15 protein-coding genes are annotated in these 19440 nt (G+C 71.0%); 6 read left to right on the plus strand and 9 right to left on the minus strand.

Going from position 1 to position 19440, the window contains the following annotated elements; genetic code table 11:
• Positions 1 to 45 precede the first annotated feature (45 nt).
• Genes ABD831_RS16780 through ABD831_RS16795 form a run of 4 tightly spaced genes read left to right on the plus strand, consistent with a single transcriptional unit; the run spans position 46 to position 5601 of the window.
• Complete coding sequence (locus ABD831_RS16780) at positions 46 to 1944, plus strand: 2-oxoacid:acceptor oxidoreductase subunit alpha (protein WP_344949179.1); 1899 nt, start codon at positions 46 to 48, stop codon at positions 1942 to 1944.
• A complete protein-coding gene (locus ABD831_RS16785; RefSeq protein WP_344949182.1) occupies positions 1941 to 3020 on the plus strand; it encodes a 2-oxoacid:ferredoxin oxidoreductase subunit beta in 1080 nt (359 codons plus the stop codon). The genes ABD831_RS16780 and ABD831_RS16785 overlap by 4 nt, the downstream gene beginning before the upstream one ends.
• Positions 3017 to 4012 carry an EamA family transporter RarD gene (gene rarD / locus ABD831_RS16790; protein ID WP_344949185.1) on the plus strand — a complete coding sequence of 332 codons (996 nt, stop codon included), beginning with the start codon at positions 3017 to 3019 and terminating at the stop codon, positions 4010 to 4012. Before ABD831_RS16785 ends, rarD begins: the two co-directional genes overlap by 4 nt.
• A 38-nt stretch (positions 4013 to 4050) precedes the next feature.
• On the plus strand, positions 4051 to 5601 hold the full coding sequence (locus tag ABD831_RS16795; protein ID WP_344949188.1) for an MFS transporter: 1551 nt from the start codon (positions 4051 to 4053) through the stop codon (positions 5599 to 5601).
• 41 nt (positions 5602 to 5642) lie between these two features.
• Here the strand turns inward: ABD831_RS16795 and ABD831_RS16800 are convergent, their stop codons facing one another.
• Positions 5643 to 7379: a sialidase family protein gene (locus ABD831_RS16800; protein WP_344949191.1), complete on the minus strand. Its 1737-nt coding sequence runs from the start codon at positions 7377 to 7379 to the stop codon at positions 5643 to 5645.
• Between the two features lie 126 nt (positions 7380 to 7505).
• Between ABD831_RS16800 and ABD831_RS16805 the strand changes: the two genes are divergently transcribed.
• Positions 7506 to 8918, plus strand: a complete 1413-nt coding sequence (locus tag ABD831_RS16805; protein ID WP_344949194.1) for a class II fumarate hydratase — start codon at positions 7506 to 7508, stop codon at positions 8916 to 8918.
• 13 nt (positions 8919 to 8931) lie between these two features.
• Here ABD831_RS16805 and ABD831_RS16810 read toward each other — a convergent pair whose 3' ends face one another.
• Positions 8932 to 9774 (minus strand): VOC family protein, encoded by an 843-nt coding sequence (locus ABD831_RS16810; RefSeq protein WP_344949197.1) that lies wholly within the window; start codon positions 9772 to 9774, stop codon positions 8932 to 8934.
• Between the two features lie 148 nt (positions 9775 to 9922).
• On the opposite strand from ABD831_RS16810, the gene ABD831_RS16815 reads away from it, so the two are divergent.
• Positions 9923 to 10237, plus strand: a complete 315-nt coding sequence (locus tag ABD831_RS16815; protein WP_344949200.1) for a hypothetical protein — start codon at positions 9923 to 9925, stop codon at positions 10235 to 10237.
• A 40-nt stretch (positions 10238 to 10277) separates the two neighbouring features.
• Here the strand turns inward: ABD831_RS16815 and ABD831_RS16820 are convergent, their stop codons facing one another.
• The 7 genes from ABD831_RS16820 to nuoK form a co-directional block, all read right to left on the minus strand.
• Positions 10278 to 11621 (minus strand): D-arabinono-1,4-lactone oxidase, encoded by a 1344-nt coding sequence (locus ABD831_RS16820; RefSeq protein WP_344949203.1) that lies wholly within the window; start codon positions 11619 to 11621, stop codon positions 10278 to 10280.
• Positions 11614 to 12795 carry an alanine racemase gene (locus tag ABD831_RS16825; protein ID WP_344949206.1) on the minus strand — a complete coding sequence of 394 codons (1182 nt, stop codon included), beginning with the start codon at positions 12793 to 12795 and terminating at the stop codon, positions 11614 to 11616. The genes ABD831_RS16820 and ABD831_RS16825 overlap by 8 nt, the downstream gene beginning before the upstream one ends.
• 79 nt (positions 12796 to 12874) lie before the next feature.
• Positions 12875 to 13894 carry a polyprenyl synthetase family protein gene (locus ABD831_RS16830; protein WP_344949209.1) on the minus strand — a complete coding sequence of 340 codons (1020 nt, stop codon included), beginning with the start codon at positions 13892 to 13894 and terminating at the stop codon, positions 12875 to 12877.
• Between the two features lie 34 nt (positions 13895 to 13928).
• Positions 13929 to 15542, minus strand: coding sequence for an NADH-quinone oxidoreductase subunit NuoN (gene nuoN, locus ABD831_RS16835; protein ID WP_142178975.1), 1614 nt, complete (start codon positions 15540 to 15542; stop codon positions 13929 to 13931).
• Entirely contained in the window at positions 15539 to 17140 is a 1602-nt protein-coding gene (locus ABD831_RS16840; protein WP_344949660.1) for an NADH-quinone oxidoreductase subunit M, read from the minus strand. The genes nuoN and ABD831_RS16840 overlap by 4 nt, the downstream gene beginning before the upstream one ends.
• 8 nt (positions 17141 to 17148) lie before the next feature.
• Positions 17149 to 19134, minus strand: coding sequence for an NADH-quinone oxidoreductase subunit L (gene nuoL / locus ABD831_RS16845; RefSeq protein ID WP_344949213.1), 1986 nt, complete (start codon positions 19132 to 19134; stop codon positions 17149 to 17151).
• A gap of 15 nt (positions 19135 to 19149) precedes the next feature.
• The gene (gene nuoK, locus ABD831_RS16850) at positions 19150 to 19440 is read right to left on the minus strand and encodes an NADH-quinone oxidoreductase subunit NuoK (protein WP_425582847.1); all 291 of its coding nucleotides are present in this window, start codon (positions 19438 to 19440) and stop codon (positions 19150 to 19152) included.

The following is a 19440-nucleotide window of genomic DNA, read 5'->3' on the forward strand; positions in this document are numbered from 1 at the left end:
GCCCCGGGCCGTGAATCGCAGGGAAGTTCGAGGACATCGCAGAGCATGAGCGCCAAACTGGTCCAGAAGCTCGATCGCGTGGTCATCAGATTCGCCGGGGACTCCGGCGACGGCATGCAGCTGACCGGCGACCGGTTCACCTCGCAGACGGCGCTGCTCGGCAACGACCTGTCGACGCTGCCCAACTTCCCGGCCGAGATCCGGGCGCCCCAGGGCACACTGCCCGGCGTCTCGAGTTTCCAGCTGCACTTCGCCGACCACAACGTGCTGACGCCGGGCGACGCACCCGACGTGCTCGTCGCCATGAACCCCGCGGCGCTCAAGGCCAACCTGCGTGACCTGCCGCGCGGCGCGACGATCATCGTCAACACCGACGAGTTCACCAAGCGCAACCTGACCAAGGTCGGCTACACGGCGAGCCCGGTCGACGACGGCTCGCTCGAGAGCTACCACGTGCACCCGGTGGCGCTCACCTCGATCGCCGTCGAGGCCCTCGCCTCGTTCACCGACCTGACCCGCAAGGAGAAGGAGCGCGCGAAGAACATGTTCGCGCTCGGCCTGCTCTCGTGGCTCTACACCAGGCCGATGGAGGGCACCGAGGCGTTCCTCAAGAGCAAGTTCGCCGACAAGCCGGAGATCCTCGAGGCCAACCTCGCGGCCCTGCGGGCGGGCTTCAACTACGGCGAGACGACCGAGGACTTCGCCGTGTCCTACGAGGTCGCGCCGGCCACGATGACGCCGGGCACCTACCGCAACGTCACCGGCAACGTGGCGCTGTCGCTGGGTCTCGTCGCGGCCGCGCACCGCGCGCACCTGCCGCTCTTCCTCGGCAGCTACCCCATCACGCCGGCCTCCGACATCCTGCACACGCTCGCCGGCCTCAAGCGCTACGGCGTGGCGACGATGCAGGCCGAGGACGAGATCGCCGGGGTCGGCGCCGCGCTCGGTGCCAGCTTCGGCGGCGCGCTCGGCGTGACGACGACCTCGGGCCCGGGCCTCGCCCTCAAGGCCGAGACCATCGGCCTGGCGGTCTCGCTCGAGCTGCCGCTCATCGTCTGCGACATCCAGCGCGGCGGCCCGTCGACGGGCCTGCCCACCAAGACCGAGCAGGCCGACCTGCTGCAGGCCCTCTTCGGCCGCAACGGCGAGTCGCCCGTGGCCGTCGTGGCCCCCGCGACCCCTGCCGACTGCTTCGACATCGCCGTCGAGGCCGTCCGCATCGCGACGACCTACCGCACCCCGGTCATCGTCCTGTCCGACGGCTACCTCGCCAACGGCTCCGAACCGTGGCGCCTGCCGGTGACCAGCGAGCTTCCCGACATCGCCGTCGAGTTCGCGACCGAGCCCAACGCCGTCGACGAGAAGGGCCAGCCGACCTTCCACCCCTACCTGCGCGACCCCGAGACGCTCGCCCGGCCGTGGGCCATCCCGGGCACGCCGGGTCTCGAGCACCGGGTCGGCGGCATCGAGAAGGCCGACGTCACGGGCAACATCTCCTACGACCCCGACAACCACGACCACATGACGCGGCTGCGCCAGGCCAAGATCGACGGCATCGCCGACACCGTCGGCGCGCTGGAGGTCGACGACCCGACCGGTGACGCCGACGTGCTCGTCCTCGGCTGGGGCTCGACCTTCGGCCCCATCGCGGCGGCCGTACGCCTCGCGCGTGCCACCGGTGCCCGCGTGGCCCAGACGCACCTGCGCCACCTCAACCCGTTCCCCGCCAACACCGGCGAGGTGCTGCGCTCCTACCAGCGCGTCATCGTGCCGGAGATGAACCTCGGCCAGCTCGCCATGCTGCTGCGCGCGAAGTACCTCGTCGACGTCGAGTCGCACACGTCGGTCCGCGGCCTGCCCTTCCAGGCGGGCGAGCTCGCCGACGTCATCGCCACCGCCGTGACGTCCGTCTCGGACCTGCCCCTGAAGGAGGCCGCCAAGTGACCACAGATCTGGGTATGCCGTCCGCCGCCCCGGGTGCCACCGGCACGGCCGCCGTCCCCGGCCTCCCCGACGGGACCGCGCTGACGAAGAAGGACTTCACGTCCGACCAGGAGGTGCGCTGGTGCCCCGGGTGCGGCGACTACGCCATCCTCGCCGCCGTCCAGGGCTTCCTGCCCGAGCTCGGCCTCAGGCGCGAGAACATCGTCTTCGTCTCGGGCATCGGTTGCAGCTCGCGCTTCCCGTACTACCTCGACACCTACGGCATGCACTCGATCCACGGGCGCGCGCCCGCCATCGCGACCGGGCTCGCGGCGACACGCGAGGACCTGTCGGTCTGGGTCGTCACCGGTGACGGCGACGCCCTGTCGATCGGCGGCAACCACCTCATCCACGCGCTGCGCCGCAACGTCAACCTCACGATCCTGCTGTTCAACAACGAGATCTACGGCCTGACCAAGGGGCAGTACTCCCCCACCTCGCACGTCGGCCAGGTGACGAAGTCGACGCCGCTCGGGTCGCTCGACACACCCTTCAACCCCGTGTCGCTCGCCCTCGGCGCCGAGGCGAGCTTCGTGGCTCGGACGATGGACTCCGACCGCCAGCACCTGACGTCGGTGCTGCGCGCCGCGGCCGAGCACCGCGGCTCGGCGCTCGTCGAGATCTACCAGAACTGCCCGATCTTCAACGACGGCGTCTTCGACGTGCTCAAGGACCGCACCGAGGCCGCCGCGCGCATCCTGCACCTGACCGACGGCGAGGAGGTCGCTGCCGGTGACAACGTGGTCGTGCGCGACGACCGCGGTTCGCTCGCCGTCGTGCCTCGCGCCGAGGTCGACCCGGCCCGGATCGTCCGGCACGACGTCTCGGCCACGGACCCGTCGGCGGCCTTCGCGCTCTCCCGTCTGGACAGCCCCGACCTCGGCCACGTGCCGATGGGCATCTTCCGCAACGTGCAGCGCCCGACCTATGACGACTCCCTGCGCGAGCAGGTCGCCTCGGCCCGCACGGGCGAGGTGACCGACGCCGACATCGACGCCCTGCTGGCCGGTCGGGACACCTGGACCGTGGGGGCGTGACCGCCCGCGACACCGTCTCGACGGCCCCGCCGTCCGCGGCTCCCGGCGCACCCCACGGGGAGGTCGGGCGGGGCACCCTGCTCGGCTTCGCCGCCTACGGCCTCTGGGGACTCTTCCCGCTCTACTTCGACGCGCTCAAGCCCGCCGGTCCGTGGGAGATCCTCGCCCACCGCATCCTCTGGACCCTGCTCTTCTGCGTCGTCGTGCTGCTCGTCGTGCGCGACCTCGGCTGGATCCGCCCGCTGCTGAGACGGCCTCGGCTGCTCGCCGGCACCGCTGTCGCGGCGGTCCTCATCGCGGTCAACTGGGTCGTCTACGTCGCCGCGGTGACGTCAGGGAACACGTCCGAGGCAGCCCTGGGCTACTTCCTCAACCCGCTCGTCACGGTGGCTCTCGGCGTCGTCGTGCTCGGCGAGCGCCTGCGCGTCCTGCAGTGGGCGGCCGTCGGCATCGGAGTCGTCGCGGGCATCTACCTCGGAGTGTCCGGAGGTCGCGTGCCGTGGGTCGCCCTGACGCTCGCCGTGTCCTTCGCGCTCTACGGGCTGACGAAGAAGAAGGTCGGCGTCAGCCTCGATGCGATCCACGGGCTCACCGTCGAGACGGTCGTGCTCGCCCCCGTCGCCGTCGTCCTGCTCCTCGTCGTGGGCGCCCAGGGCGGTCTCGAGTTCGGCCGGCACGGCGGGGTCCACACCTCGCTGCTCGTCCTCTCGGGCCTCGTCACCGCCGTGCCGCTGCTGTGCTTCGCCGCGGCCGCCCGGCGCATCCCGCTCGTCTCCATCGGGCTCATCCAGTTCATCACCCCCGTCATGCAGCTGCTGTGCGCCGTCCTGTTCCTCGACGAGCACATGCCCCGAGAACGGTGGATCGGCTTCGGCATCGTCTGGGTCGCTCTCGTCGTGCTGACCGTCGACTCGCTCGTCAGCCTGCGCGGGGCCCGCTCCGGCCGCAGGACGGCCGGCGAGCCGCTCCCCGTCGACGACTGCCCGCGCTGAGGACCCACCCACGCCGCTCGCGGTGACAGACTGCCGGGGTGAGCGACATCGCCCTCGGGTCCCGCACCGGTCGGTTCGTCATCGCGGCCGCCGTGCTCGGGTCGGGCATGGCGCTGCTCGACGGCACGGTCGTCAACGTCGCGCTGGTGCGGATCGGCAAGGACCTCGGGGCCAGCCTGGCGGAGCTGCAGTGGATCACCAACGGCTACCTGCTCGCGCTCGCCTCGCTCATCCTGCTCGGCGGCTCGCTCGGTGACCGTTTCGGGCGGCGCCGCGTCTTCGTCATCGGCGTCGTGTGGTTCACGCTCGCCTCCGCCGCGTGCGGACTCGCCCAGTCGCCCTTCCAGCTCATCGTCGCGCGGGTGCTCCAGGGTGTGGGCGGTGCGCTGCTGACGCCGGGCAGCCTGTCGATGATCCAGGCCTCGTTCCGACCGGACGACCGCGGCAAGGCCATCGGCACGTGGTCCGGACTCGGCGGCATCGCCGCTGCCCTCGGGCCGTTCGTCGGCGGCTGGCTCGTGCAGTACGCCAGCTGGCGGTGGGCCTTCCTCGTCAACCTGCCGCTCGGCGTGGCCACCGTCTGGATCGCGCAGCTGCACGTCCCCGAGACCCGGGACGAGCAGGCCGACCACCGGTTCGACGTGGCGGGAGCCGCCCTCGCCACGCTCGCCCTCGGCCTCACGACCTTCGCCCTCATCCAGCACGAGGCGCTCGGGCTGGGGCCCGCCTGCGCGGTCGGCGCCCTCGGGCTCGCCGTCGGCGCCGCCTTCGTCGTGGTCGAGCAGCGCACCGCGCACCCGATGGTGCCACCCTCGCTCTTCGCCTCCCGGCAGTTCAGCGCCGCGAACGCCATGACACTGCTCGTGTATGCCGCCCTCGGCGCGGTCTTCTTCTTCCTCACCCTCCAGGTGCAGACGGTGCTCGGCTACGGCCCGCTCGTCGCCGGCATGGCCTCCCTGCCCGTCACGGTGCTCATGCTGCTCTTCGCCGCCCGCGGTGGTGAGCTCGCAACCCGCATCGGCCCGCGCCTGCCGATGACGATCGGTCCCGTCGTCTGTGCCATCGGGGCCCTCCTGCTCTCGGGCGTCGGCGCGGGCTCGACCTACTGGACCGGGATCCTGCCGGGCATCACGGTCTTCGGCCTGGGCCTCACGCTGCTCGTCGCACCGCTCACCGCCACGGTCCTGGCCGCCGCGCCCGACCGCTACGCCGGCGTCGCGAGCGGGGTCAACAACGCCGTGGCGCGGGCGGGCAGCCTCCTGGCCGTCGCGGCGCTTCCCGCCGTCGTCGGTCTCAGCGGGTCCGACTACGCCGTGCCCGAGGCGTTCTCGTCGGCCTACCGCACGGCGATGCTCATCTGCGCCGCGCTGCTCGCGGCCGGCGGAGTCGTCTCGTGGTTGCTCATCCGCAACCCGGCGCCCACCGGGGAGCCCGCGGGCGAGCGCGAGGGGGCGGTCGTCCCGACGCCGGCCACACGGCATACGAGATCGGTTCCCGCAGGATGGTCGTGCGCGGGGTCCGAGGGGTGCCCCGGCACGAGCCACGACGGCATCAGCTCAACCGTCAGCGACGTGCAGACCGGGCGCTGACCCGGGACCGTCCCGGGTCAGCGCACCAGGTCGGGTGGTCGTCAGGGAGTCGGGTCGGCCCACCTGCCTCCGCGGATGTCGCTGTTGCCGAAGGTCACCGGGCAGGACCCGAGGACGTCCGGCGCGTTGATCGGCGTCGCCGTGTAGAGCGAGGCCCGGTAGGCGTCGATCGCCGGGCAGTCCGCCGCGTTCTGCGCGTCGTTCCAGACACCCACGACGGCGTCACGAGTGGCACTCGCGTAGACGTAGTCACCGAGGAACTCGGCGGTCAGGCCGTTCTGGCTCGTGCCGCGCGGGTCTCCGACAGCGCTGCGGTCGAGCGACGTCCAACCGCTCGGCACACCGGCTGCGACATTGGCGTGCCACACCTGGCCGACGAGGCCGCGAGGATCCTTCGTGTTGGTCCGGTACGGCGTCGTGAAGGCGTTGTCGACGACGTAGAGGTCGGTGCCGTCGGGCGACAGCGCCGGTGCGGTGTAGACCGGGCGGTCTCCATCGGGGAGCGTGAGCGCTGCCGGCGAGGTCCACGTTGCCCCACCGTTGGTCGAGGTCGTCCACAACAGCTGCTCGTTGTTGAGCCCGGCCCTGCCGTCGGCCCAGGTCATGACGATCTGGTCGGTGGCGTCGGCGCCGGTCGGGGCGCCGTTGGCGATGTCGACACTCGGCCCTGCGGCCAGGTCGACACGGGCACCCGCGATGCCGTCCATGGTCGGGCGGCCGAGCACGGGGTCGGGGACTCCGGGCGCGGTGACCGGCGCGATGCGCGTCGGGCCTGCCCAGTGCGCGCCGCCGTCGGTCGAGCGGTACATCGTCTGGAACTGCTGACCACCGCGCGCGGCGATGCCGAAGACGTAGACGTTGCCCTGGCTGTCCGTGCGGACCGCGCAGCCGTCCGGCTGCGTGTTGATCCCGTTGTCCGTGGCCGGGCTGACCTGCTTGCTCGTCCACGTCGTGCCACCGTCAGTCGAGCGCGCGACGATGAGGGGGGTGGGGAAGGCGTTGCCTCGGCTGTTGCTCCGGAACGACGCCCAGCAGACGTAGACGTTGCCGAAGAAGCGACTGCTCGAGGCGTTGTCGGCCCAGATCTGCTCCTTGTCCGAGAACGTCGTCGAGGACTGCTTCGAGATGAGGACGGGAGCCATCCACGCGCTCGCGTGGCTCGCTGCCGCGCCCGCGACGTCGTCGGTGCGTGAGACCGCGATGGCCTCGAACCCCTTGAAGGCAGCGCCGTCCTTGGTCGCCGAGACGTTCGAGGTGAGGTTCGCGTAGTAGAGGCGCGAGCCGTTGGCCCACGAGAAGGTGCCGTTCGAGCCCTGCCGAGGACCGAAGGCGAGCGCCGGGTCACCGTCCGACACGAGCCCCATCGCGGCGTAGCCGGGAAGTGTCCCGATGAGACCGTCGTGGGCGGTGCACGCCGCAGGGCCCAGACAGTCCCGAGCCGTCAGACCGGTGTAGGCGGGCTGGGTCCACGGCCCACCGTTGAGCGAGAAGTAGACCCCCGAGACGCCGACGCCGGGCGTGAAGGGACACGTGGCCGGGTCACCGGCCGCGCACGACTCCATGTCGATCTCGTCGTTCGCGCCCGCGACGACGACGCCAGGGTGCGCCGCGTCGATGGCGACGGCCGGCTCGTTCTGCTTGTTCTGCGAGAAGGGAGTCGGAGGGCTGCCCACCGAGACGAGCACGTCGCTCGCCGGAGCCGCGACCGCGACCGCGGCTCCGGCGAAGGCAGTCGCGATGGACGCGAGGACCGCGGTGACGACAGGACGATGAGCCATGGGCCTCTCCTTCAGGTGGAACGACGAAAGGACTGCATCGGCGGCGCACCCACCAGCGTGCTCCCGGCTCACGGCACGCGACAAGACTTTCGGTGCAACGGCCCGCTCAATGGGGATGATGAGGACATGAGTGACCTCGAAGCGCAAGGATTCCGGACCGAGCACGACTCGATGGGCGAGGTGCAGGTGCCCGCCGACGCGCTGTGGGGGGCGCAGACGGCGCGTGCCGTCGAGAACTTCCCGATCAGCGGGCAGCCGGTGCCACCGGGCGTCATCCACGCGCTCGCCCGCCTCAAGGCCGCGGCCGCCGAGGTCAACGCCGAGCTGGGGGTGCTCGACACCGAGCGCGCCCGGGCCATCGCCGCCGCGGCCGGAGAGGTCGCGGACGGCGAGCACGACGACGAGTTCCCCGTCGACGTCTTCCAGACCGGCTCCGGAACGTCGACGAACATGAACGTCAACGAGGTCGTCGCCCGGCTCGCGCACCTCGCGAGCGACCTCGAGGTGCACCCGAACGACCACGTCAACGCCGGCCAGTCGAGCAACGACACGTTCCCGAGCGCGCTGCGCGTCGCAGCGACGTCGGCCGCCGTCCTCGATCTCGTCCCCGCGCTCGAGCACCTGTCGCTGGCACTCGCGCGCAAGGAGGCGGAGTTCGCCGACGTGGTCAAGGCGGGGCGAACCCACCTCATGGACGCCGTGCCCGTGACGCTCGGTCAGGAGTTCGGCGGCTACCGCAGACAGGTCGAGCTCGGCGCCAGCCGCGTGCGCACCGCCGCCGAAGCGACGAGCGAGCTGCCCCTCGGCGGCACCGCTGCGGGCACGGGCCTCAATGCGGCACCGGGCTTCGCCCGCAAGGTGATCGAGCGAGTCGCCGGCGTCACCGGCCTCCCGTTCCGTGAGGCCGCGAACCACTTCGAGGCGCAGTCCGCGCAGGACGCCGTCGTCGAGCTGTCGGGCGCGCTCAAGGTCGTGGCCGTGAGCCTGACCAAGCTGTGCAACGACCTGCGGTGGATGAGCTCCGGACCGCGCACCGGGCTCGGCGAGATCCACCTGCCCGACCTGCAGCCCGGATCGAGCATCATGCCGGGCAAGGTCAACCCGGTCGTCCCCGAGGCAACCCTCATGGCCTGCGCCCAGGTCATCGGCAACGACGTCGTCATCACGACCGCGGGCGCCGCCGGCAACTTCGAGCTCAACGTCATGCTGCCGGTCATGGCCAAGAACATCCTCGAGTCGATCCACCTGCTCGCCTCGACGAGCCGCCTGCTCGCCGACCGGTGCATCGACGGCATCACGGCCGAGGTCGAGCACGCCCGGGCGCTCGCCGAGGGGTCGCCGTCGATCGTCACGCCCCTCAACCGCTACATCGGCTACGAGGCCGCTGCGGCGGTCGTCAAGCAGTCGGTCCGCGAGCGGCGGGCCATCCGCGACGTCGTCATCGAGCACGGCCACGTGGCCGCCGGGAGGCTCACCGAGGCGCAGCTCGACGAGGCCCTCGACGTGCTGTCGATGACCCGTCCCGCAGCAGACGCCTGACCCGAGCGCCGGCTCAGCCGAGGAACTGGCTGGCGGTGAAGACGGCGCCCTGCGGGTCTCGGACGACGACGGTGCGCGTCCAGTCGCTGTCGCCCGTGCGCACGACGGAACCGCCGAGCCGCAGCACGCGGTCGGCGGACTCGTCGCGGTCGGTCACCGTGAACGTGACGTGCCATCCGGGCTCCTCGCCCGGTGCGACCGGCACGACCCAGCCGATGGCATCGGCGAAGCCGGGCGGCGCCTTGACGTCGGCCTGCCGCTCGCGGATGTCAGGGGCCACGGTCGAGGCCAGGTGGTCGCCGTAGCCCGGCACCTTAATCATCGTGGCGAAGCCGACATCGACGAAGACCCAGCCGAAGGCCTGGCCGTAGAAGTGTTCCGCGTCCTCGGGCTCGTCGGTGTGCAGGTCGCTGAAGTTCCAGGCGCCGGGGACGTTGGCCACCTGCGCCCCGAGACGCTGCCGCGCCTCCCAGAGGCGCAGCTCGAGGGCCTGCGGATCACGCACGACGACGGACCGGCCACCCTCCCCCACCGCGGTGGGCAGCTGCAGCACCGCTCCCCCGAGCTGCTCGATGCGCGCGGCCATGGCGTCGGCGTCAGCGACGGCGACGTAGGTGTTCCACCGCGCCTCGCTGCCGGGGAGGGCACCGACCGGTGGCGTCCTGGGGCCACCGAGCCCCCCGACGTCCTGCCCGTCGAGCTGGGCGATGACGTAGCGGAACGGCACGCCCGGCGGGGTCGCCTCGCTGAAGGTCCAGCCGAAGAGCCCGGCGTAGAAGTCCAGCGCGGCCCCGAGGTCGGCCTGCTCGGTGTCGACCCACGACGTGACACCCTCGGGGTAGGTCCTCTGTGCCACGACGACCTCCTCGATGCCAGCGTCATCTCCTGCCAACGTTAGGCCGGTCACCCGTCCCCCGGGCTCAGTCGCGTCGACCCGGGGCTGGTCGGGGCCGGTCTGGGCTGGTCTGGGCTGTTCGCGGGGTGGTCGGGACTACTGTCGGACGATGACGCTGGACGACGTCGACGACTACCTGCGGACGCTCGACGGTGTCGGCGCGCGCCGCACCGGCGGCCGCCGGTCGTGGCACGTGGACGGGCTGCTCGTCGCTCGTGCCGACGCGCCGGGAACGCTGCTCGTGCGCCTCGGCGGCCGCGACCGCGAGGCGCTCGTCACGGCCGAGCCCGACACGTTCGGGGTGCCACCACGGTGGGAGGCGCACGCCAAGGTGCAGGCCGACCTCGCGGGCGACGCCGACGCGATCCGCCGGGCCCTGCGTCTCGCCTGGGAGCAGCAGCGCACGGCGCGTACGGGCTCCTGACGAGCCCACGGCATACGGCACCCGGCAGGCGCTCAGCGGCTCATCGGCCGAGGACTCGCTCGAGGTAGGGGTTGGCGAAGCGGCGCTCGGGGTCGACGCGGTCGCGCACGGCGACGAAGTCGTCGAACCGCGGGTAGACGCCGCGGAGGTAGTCGGCGTCGCGGGTGTGGATCTTGCCCCAGTGCGGCCGGCCGCCGTGGTTGACCGCGATCGCCTCGAAGGCGTCGAAGTAGGCGCCCCGCTCCTGACGGTGGTACTTGTGGATCGCGACGTAGCAGCTCTGCCGCTCGTACGCCGTCGAGAGCCACACGTCGTCGGCCGCCGCGACCCGGCACTCGACGGGGAACGAGATGCGCTCGTCGTGGGTGTTGACCCACTCGCGCAGCTCGAGCAGGACCTCGGAGAGGCTCGCCCGCGGAAAGGCCCACTCCGACTCCATGAAGCGCACCTCGCGAGCCGTGACGAAGACCTTGTGCGAGCTGTCGGTGTACTGCCGCTCGCTGAGGGCGCGTGACGCGACGGCGTTGATCGTCCTCGTCGAGCGCGGCATCCGCGTCGCGACGCGGTTGGTCAGCTCGAAGAACCGGTTGCTCAGCAGGTCGTCGTCGAGCTTCTCACGCCATGCCGGCAGAGGGCGCCTGGCCGTGCCCTCCGGGACGCGGTTGTTGCGCTTGGTCAGGACCCGGTCGGTGTGCGGGAACCAGTAGAACTCGAAGTGGTCGTTGGCCTCGGCCGAGACGTCCGCGTGAGCCAGCACGTCCGTCAGCGACTCGGGCCGCTCGACGGCGTGGAGCAGGAAGGCAGGCACGACGGCGACCGTGATCTCGGTGACGATGCCGAGCGCGCCGAGCCCCAGCCGGGCGGCCTGGAAGAGCTCGGGGTCCTGCGTCGGTGAGCAGTCGACGACCGACCCGTCGGCGAGCACGATCCGCAGGGCTCGGATGCCGGCGGAGAGGCCCGTGAGGCGCAGGCCGGTGCCGTGCGTGCCGGTCCCGACGGCGCCCGCGAGGCTCTGCCGGTCGATGTCACCGAGGTTGGGCAGCGCGCAGCCGAAGGCCGCGAGCTCCTCGTTGAGGACGTGGAGCGGGGTGCCTGCCCGGACCGTGGCCTCGCCCCGGGTCGAGTCGATGGAGGTGACGCCGCTCAGGGCGCCGAGACGCAGCTGGACCCCGTCCGTGACGGCGACGCCGGTGAACGAGTGGCCGGCGCCGATCGCCTTGACCCGCAGGCCTCGCGCCGCCGCGCGGGTGACCTCCTCCACGACCTCCGCCTCGCTGCGCGGCGTCGCCACGCGCGCGAGCTTCGCGGACTCGGTGCCGGCCCAGTTGGACCACTCGACGCTGCGGACGACGCGGCCGGTGACGCCTCGTGCACTGTCAGCCAAAACACTGCCCTTCCCCACGATAGGTCGCGGCACGTCCGACGACCCGGTCGCCTCCGTCGCTGCTGACGAGCGCGAACTCCGTGAAGCGCTCGGCCAGCTCCCCTGCCTTGGCGTGCCGGAACCATATCCGATCACCCAGTGAGAGCTGGTCCGCGCCGGCCCCCTCGAGGGGTGTCTGCACCTCCCCGGCGCCCTCGCGCCGGATCAGCGCGAGGTCCTGCTCGGGCAGGGGGGTGGGCACCCGGGACCATCCCGGCGGACCGGACGCGACGTACCCACCGCCGTATGCCGTCACCATCCCCTCGGCCGGACGGCGCACGACCGGTGCGGCGAAGTAGGCGGCCGGACGCAGCGACAGGGCGTCGTAGCCGTCGAAGAGGGTCGGCGCGAAGAGGCCCGACCCGGCGGCGAGCTCGGTCAGCGAGGGGTCACGGTGCGTGAGGTGCAGGCTCCCGGTGCCGCCTCCGTTGACGAGCTCGAGGTCTGCGAGGGCGCGGGCGGCGGAGACCACCTCGGCCCGGCGTGCCCGCAGCTCGGTGTCCGAGGCCTTCTTCATCCGGCGCACGACGGGCGAGGAGTCGGGGAGCCCGGCGATCTGGGCGTCGTAGAACATCAGCCCCGAGACGACGAGACCTCGTTCCTGCGCGCGACGGATCACGGCCTCGACGTCGGCCGGCGTGCGCGTCGGCGACCGGCGCACGCCCAGGTGGACCGGACCGACCCGCAGTGACGCGTCGACGTCGACGGCGACCCGCAGACCTCGGTGACCAGGCACCTCGCGCGCGATGAAGTCGACGTGCTCGACGCTGTCGATCATGACGGTGACCGCGCCCATGACGGTGCTGTCGGTCGCGAGCCTCGTCAGGGCCGGCACGTCGACGCTGGGGTAGGCGACGAGGATGTTCCGGTGGCCGTCGCGGGCCCACCACAGCGCCTCGCGCACGGCGTAGCACATGAGGCCCTCGAAGCCGTCGCGGCCCAGCGCGCGCTCGATGAGGGGGCGGCTGCGCAGTGACTTCGTCGCGATGCGGATGGGGACGCCGGACGCGAGCTCGACGAGCGTGGCGGCGTTCGCGTCGAAGGCGTCAAGGTCGATGACGGCGAGCGGTCCCTGGCGGCCGGCGGTCGCCTTCGACAGGCGCGCCGCGGCGGGCGGCGACAGGCGGCGATGCATCCCTGAACCCTACCCAGCGACATCTGCGGCACAACCCTGTGTCCGACCCGCCTCAGGTGCCCCGGTCGAGGGGGGCCGGTCAGCCGACGCGGTCGACGACGCTCATCGCGAGGGCCTGCAGGGCCGCCTTGGCGTCGCTGTCGGGCAGCGGGTCGAGCAGGGCCTGCGCCTCGCGGGCGACGGCATACGTCTCCTCACGGGCCTGGGCGAGGGCCGGGTGCGCACGGAGCAGGCCGAGGGCTTCGCCGAGCGCCGCGTCGTCGGTGGACAGGTCGCCGTCGAGCAGCTCGAGCAGGCGGGCGTCCTTCGGGTCGGACGGCTCGGCCATCGCCCGGAAGCGCAGCACGGCGAGGGTGTCGACACCCTCGCGCAGGTCGGTGCCCGGGATCTTGCCGCTGTCGTCGGCGTCCGAGGCGATGTCGATGAGGTCGTCGGCGAGCTGGAAGGCGATACCGACCTTCTCGCCGTAGGAGCGCATGATCTCGACGGTCTCGGGCGCACCGCCGCTGAACATGACGCCGTAGCGGCCGGCGGTCGCGATGAGCACGCCCGTCTTGTCGGCGAGGACTCCGAGGTAGTAGTCGACGGGGTCGACGTCCTCGGGGCAGGCCCGGTCGTCGCGGATCTGGCCGGAGCAGAGGCGCACGAAGGTCTGGGCCTGGATGAGCACGGCCTCGGCGCCGAGACCGGCGACGAGCTCGGAGGCCTTGCCGAAGAGCAGGTCGCCGACGAGGATCGCCGTCGAGTTGTCGTAGGCCGCGTTGACGGACGCGACACCGCGTCGCACCGTCGCCTCGTCCATGACGTCGTCGTGGTACAGCGAGGCGAGGTGCGTCAGCTCCACGCCGGCAGCAGCGGCGACCACGTCGTCGTTGATCCCCTCGCCGAGCTCGCTGGCGAGGAGGGTCAGCAGCGGCCGGAAGCGCTTGCCGCCCGCCTCGACGAGGTGCCCGGACGCGCGGGCGATGAACGGGTCCCCGTGGTCGACGACCTGCGTGAGCAGGGCGTCGACCCGGGCGAGCCCGTCACGCAGGCGCTCCGACAGCTCCTCGGTGGCCCCGGGGATCCCCAGGACCGGCGGGGTGGCGTGGGTCGTCATCGAGCCCCGTGACCGTGCTGTCGGGTGCGAGCCGTCATCGGACGAACTGCGACGCGCGGTCGGCCAGGTCGAGCAGAGCCGATGGCAGCACACCGAGGGCGAGCGTCACGAGCGTGCCGATGGCGATGGAGAACGTCGTGGACACCGACGGCGTCACGACCTCGACGGCGTTGTCGGGCGCGTCGCTGAAGAACATCAGCACGATGACGCGGGCGTAGACGAAGACCGTGATCGCGCTGCACAGCACGCCGACGACGGCGAGGACCGTGCCGGTCGCCCCACCGGTGCCGATGGCGGCCGAGAAGACACCGAACTTCGAGACGAAGCCGGACGTCAGCGGGATGCCGGCGAAGGCGAGCATGAGGAAGGCGAACGCGCCCGCCACGAGAGGGTAGCGCTTGCCGAGCCCGGCCCACTGCGACAGGTGAGTCGCCTCGGCGCCGTTCTGCCGCACGAGCGTCACGATGGCGAAGGCCGCGATCGTCGAGAAGCCGTAGGCGACGAGGTAGAACAGCACCGCGCCGACGGCCTTGCGGTCGAAGGCGAGCACGCCGACGAGGATGAACCCTGCATGCGCGATCGAGGAGTAGGCCAGCAGGCGCTTCATGTCGGTCTGCGTGACCGACAGGACGGAGCCGACGACCATCGTCAGCAGCGCGACGAGGACGAGCGCGTTGGTCCACTCCCAGCGGCCCGTGTCGAGACCGACGTAGGCCAGGCGCAGGATCGCGCCGAACGCGGCAGCCTTGGTGCAGGCCGCCATGAAGCCGGTGACCGGGGTCGGTGCGCCCTGGTAGACATCCGGCGTCCAGGCGTGGAACGGCACCGCACCGACCTTGAAGAGCAGGCCGACGAAGACGAGGAACGCGCCGGGAAGCAGCAGGCCGTTCATCGCGAGCGGACCGGCGGCGATCGCCTTGGACAGGTCACCGAAGTAGACCGAGCCGGCGTAGCCGTAGAGCAGGGCCGTGCCGAAGAGGAAGAACGCCGAGCTGAACGCGCCGAGCAGGAAGTACTTGAGCGACGCCTCCTGCGAGAGCAGGCGACGGCGACGCGCGAGTCCCGAGAGGATGTAGAGCGGCAGCGAGAGCACCTCGAGCGCGACGAACATGCCGATGAGGTCGTTCGTCGTCGGGAAGAGCATCATCCCGAAGATCGCGAACATCGTCAGCGGGAAGACCTCGGACGTCAGCGCACCGGCGCGGGCCGCGGCCGTCTCCGTCGGGGAGCCCGGCGTCGAGGCACCGCTGGGGGTGAAGGCGTCGGGCCCGACGCCGCCGAAGCGCTCGGCCATCGTCAGCACGCCGAGGACACCCATGAGCAGGATCGTGCCCTGCATGAACAGGGCCGGTCCGTCGATCGCGAGGGCGAAGAGCTGGCGGTTGGTCGAGCCGTCCGTCAGGCCCATCGTCAGGCCCTGGTGCTGGGCCGCGAAGTAGATCGACGCGGCGGCGGCGAGCAGGCCGACGACGGCGAGGGTCACCTGGATGACGTGGCGACGCTCGCGCGAGGCGAAGGCCTCGACGAGGACACCGACCAGGGCCGTGCCGAAGACGATGAGCAACGGCAGGATCGCGAGGTAGTCGACGGTCGACTGCTGGAACGCTGCGGGAAGCGTGGGCAGCGCCAGCGGAGCGACGGCGGTCACTTCGAGCTCCCTTCGGCCACGGTGCCGGCCGGGTTGAGGTTCGGAATGGCTTTCTGGACGTGCGACAGGGTCTGGTCGACGGCCGGGTTGATCACGTTGAGCGCGATGTTCGGCAGGAAGCCCAGCACGACGAACGCGGCGATCAGCGGGGCGGCGACGAGCTTCTCGCGCGTCGTCAGGTCACGCACGGCGGTGAGGCCGCGGCGGCCCGACTCGTCGAGCCCGTCGTGCTCGCGCACGCTCACGAGCCCCTCGGGCTTCGGCCCGGTCATGACCTTCTTGAACATGAGCAGGATGTAGAGCGCGGCGAGGACGATGCCGCTCGTCGCGATGACGGCGGCCACCGGCTGCGTCGGGAAGCTGCCCACGAGCACGGTGAACTCCGAGACGAAGCTCGCCAGGCCCGGCAGGCCGAGGCCCGAGAGGCCCGCGATGAGGAAGATGCCCGCGAGGGCCGGCGTGATCCGCTGCCACCCACCGAAGTCGGGGATGCGCTTGCTGCCCCGACGACGCACGAGCATCGCGGCGAAGAGGAAGAGCGCCGCGGTCGAGAAGCCGTGGTTGACCATGTAGAGCGTGGAGCCCGCGTGGCCGACGTTGGTGAAGGCGAAGATGCCCAGCACGATGAAGCCGAAGTGGCTCACCGAGGTGTAGGAGACCAGGCGCATCATGTCGGTCTGGCCGATGGCGAGCAGCGCGCCGTAGATGACGGAGAGCACGGCGAGGGCCACGACGACCGGGGTCGCCCACTGGCTCGCCTCCGGGAAGAGCTGGAGGCAGAACCGGATCATCCCGAACGTGCCGACCTTGTCGAGCACGCCGACGAGCAGCGTCGCCGTGGCCGGCGAGGACTCGGTGGCGGCGTCGGGCAGCCACGTGTGGAACGGCACCATCGGGGCCTTGACGGCGAAGGCGAAGAAGAAGCCGACGAAGAGCAGGCGCTCGGTGGTCGGGTCCATCTGCAGGCCGGTGAGGCGCTCGATGAGGAAGCCGTCGCTGCCGCCGGGGCCCTGCAGGTAGAGGGCGATGACGGCCACGAGCATGATCAGCCCGCCGGCGAGCGAGAAGAGCAGGAACTTCATCGCGGCGTACTGCCGGCGCGGACCGCCGAAGCGACCGATGAGGAAGTAGACCGGGATGAGCATGGCCTCGAAGAAGACGTAGAAGAGGAAGACGTCGGTGGCGGCGAACACCCCGACCATGAACGTCTCGAGCACGAGGATCAGCGCGAAGTAGGTCTTGACCCGCTGGCCGCCCCGGGGGCCGGCCTCCTCGGGCACGTCGTGCCACGCGGCGAGCAGGCAGATCGGGGTCAGCACGAGCGCCATGAGGATGAGCACGAGCGCGATGCCGTCGACGCCGAGGGCGTAGGAGACACCGAACTGCGGGATCCACGAGTGCTGCTCACCGAGCTGGAACTGCGTGCTCGAGGCACGGTCGAACTGCGTCGCGGCGATGATGCCGACGACGAGCGTCACGAGGGAGAAGCCGATCGCCATCCGCTTGGCGTTCTCGACACTCCCCGGCACGAAGGCGACGACGAGCGCGCCGACGAGCGGGATGAGGCCGAGGATCGTCAGCCAGGGGACGGTGGACATTGCGGTCATCAGGACATCACCCAAAGAGCACCGAGAATGGCGACGACACCAGCGAGCATCGTCAGGGCATAAGAGCGCGCGAAGCCGTTCTGCAGCTTGCGCAGGCGGGAGCTCGTCCCGCCGACGAGGGCGGCGAGGCCACCGGCCGCACCGTCCACGCCCTTGCTGTCCGCGAAGACGAGCGAGCGCGTGAGGTGGATCCCGGGTCGCATGAGGAGAGCCTCGTTGACCTGGTCCTGGTAGAGGTCCTTGCGGGCCGCCTGGGTGGCGAAGGAGCCCACCGGGGCCTTGAGCGGCACGTCGTCACGCCAGTAGCGCATCCAGGCCAGCGCACCGCCGGCCGCGACGAGGATCAGCGTCAGGGCCATGAGCACCGGGACCGGGATGACGGGGTGGGCGTCCGCGGGCTCGGCGCCGGTGACCGGCTCCAGCCACGTGGTGAAGAAGCCCGTCGGGCCGAGGATGAGACCGAGGAAGGCGGACCCGACGGCGAGCACGATCATCGGGATCGTCATGAGCCGGCCCGACTCGTGCGGGTGCACGTCGTCGGTCCAGCGCTTCTTGCCGTGGAAGGTCATGAAGAACAGGCGCGACATGTAGAAGGCCGTGATGCCGGCGCCCAGGAGGGCGGCCGTGCCGAAGACCCACGGTCGCCAGCCCTCGCCGATGAAGGCCGCCTCGATGATCTTGTCCTTGGACCAGAAGCCCGAGAACGGCGGGACCCCGAGGATGGCGAGCCAGCCGATGCCGAAGGTGGCCCAGGTGATCTTCATGGCGCCCGACAGGCCGCCGAAACGGCGCATGTCCACCTGGTCGTTCATGCCGTGCATGACCGAGCCGGCACCGAGGAACATGCCGGCCTTGAAGAAGCCGTGCATGAGCAGGTGGAAGATGGCGAAGGCGTAGCCGACCGGGCCGAGACCCGCGGCGAGCATCATGTAGCCGATCTGGCTCATCGTCGAGGCCGCGAGTGCCTTCTTGATGTCGTCCTTGGCGCAACCGACGACCGCCCCGAAGAGCAGCGTGATGGCGCCGACGATGACGACGACGAGCTGGGCGGTGGGAGCCGCCTCGAAGATCGCCGACGAGCGGACGACGAGGTAGACACCGGCCGTGACCATGGTCGCGGCGTGGATCAGCGCCGACACCGGCGTCGGGCCGGCCATGGCGTCACCGAGCCAGCTCTGCAGCGGGAACTGGGCCGACTTGCCGCAGGCGCCGAGCAGGAGCATCAGGCCGATGGCCGTCATGAAGCCCTGGTTGGCGTTGCTGCCGGCCGCGCCGAGCACGGTCTGGAAGTCGACCGCGCCGAAGTGGAAGAACATCACCATGATCGCGATGGACAGGCCGAAGTCACCGACACGGTTGGCGACGAACGCCTTGTTGGCCGCGGTCGCGTAGGCCGGGTTGTAGTTCCAGAACCCGATGAGCAGGTAGCTCGCGAGACCGACGCCCTCCCAGCCGACGTAGAGCAGCAGGTAGGAGTTGGCGAGGACGAGCAGCAGCATCGCCGCGACGAAGAGGTTGAGGTAGGCGAAGAAGCGACGTCGGTCGGGGTCGTGCTCCATGTAGCCGATGGAGTAGACGTGGATGAGCGAGCCGACGAAGGTGATGAGCAGCACGAAGACCATGGACAGCTGGTCGACGAGCAACCCGGCGCTCACCTTGAAGGAGCCCGCGGCGATCCAGTCGAAGAGGTTGATGCCGACCGCGCGGTCCTCGGCGCCACGGCCGAGCATCGCGACGAAGACGAGCGCACCGACGACGAAGGCGCCCCACGAGAGGGCGGTCGCGAGCACGGGCCCGAACTTGTCGGTGCGGCGGCCGCCGAGCAGCAGCACGGCAGCGCCGAGCAGCGGCAGCGCGACGAGGAGCCACGCGTATGCGGTCACCCCGCTGGCGGCGTGCGCCTCACCTTCGTGCGTGGCGAGGCCCACGGCATACGTGCTCAGCGTGCTCGGCGAGCTCGCGAGCGTCTGGACGAGAGTTCCCATTCTGGCCGGCGCTCCTTACAGCTTCAGCAGGTTGGCGTCGTCGACCGAGGCCGAGCGGCGGGCGCGGAAGATCGCCATGATGATGGCGAGCCCGACGACGACCTCCGCGGCTGCGACGACCATGACGAACAGGGCCATGACCTGCCCGTCGAGGGCGCCGTGCATCCGGGAGAAGGTGACGAGTGCGAGGTTGGTCGCGTTGAGCATGAGCTCGACACCCATGAAGACGATGATCGCGTTGCGTCGCAACAGCACGGCGGCCGCGCCGATCGCGAAGAGCAGCACCGCGAGGTAGACGTAGTGCAT

Origin of the sequence: Terrabacter ginsenosidimutans (assembly GCF_039539425.1) — a bacterium.
GTDB classification, from domain to species: Bacteria; Actinomycetota; Actinomycetes; order Actinomycetales; family Dermatophilaceae; genus Terrabacter; species Terrabacter ginsenosidimutans.

What these genes read in the sequence shown, in the direction of transcription:
- ABD831_RS16800 (WP_344949191.1), bottom strand. Translation starts at nt 7,379, where the DNA reads ATGGCTCATCGTCCTGTCGTCACCGCGGTCCTCGCGTCCATCGCGACT.
- ABD831_RS16815 (WP_344949200.1), top strand. Translation starts at nt 9,923, where the DNA reads ATGACGCTGGACGACGTCGACGACTACCTGCGGACGCTCGACGGTGTC.
- ABD831_RS16825 (WP_344949206.1), bottom strand. Translation starts at nt 12,795, where the DNA reads ATGCATCGCCGCCTGTCGCCGCCCGCCGCGGCGCGCCTGTCGAAGGCG.
- ABD831_RS16780 (WP_344949179.1), top strand. Translation starts at nt 46, where the DNA reads ATGAGCGCCAAACTGGTCCAGAAGCTCGATCGCGTGGTCATCAGATTC.
- ABD831_RS16805 (WP_344949194.1), top strand. Translation starts at nt 7,506, where the DNA reads ATGAGTGACCTCGAAGCGCAAGGATTCCGGACCGAGCACGACTCGATG.
- ABD831_RS16840 (WP_344949660.1), bottom strand. Translation starts at nt 17,140, where the DNA reads ATGTCCACCGTCCCCTGGCTGACGATCCTCGGCCTCATCCCGCTCGTC.
- nuoL (WP_344949213.1), bottom strand. Translation starts at nt 19,134, where the DNA reads ATGGGAACTCTCGTCCAGACGCTCGCGAGCTCGCCGAGCACGCTGAGC.
- ABD831_RS16830 (WP_344949209.1), bottom strand. Translation starts at nt 13,894, where the DNA reads ATGACGACCCACGCCACCCCGCCGGTCCTGGGGATCCCCGGGGCCACC.
- nuoK (WP_425582847.1), bottom strand. Translation starts at nt 19,440, where the DNA reads ATGCACTACGTCTACCTCGCGGTGCTGCTCTTCGCGATCGGCGCGGCC.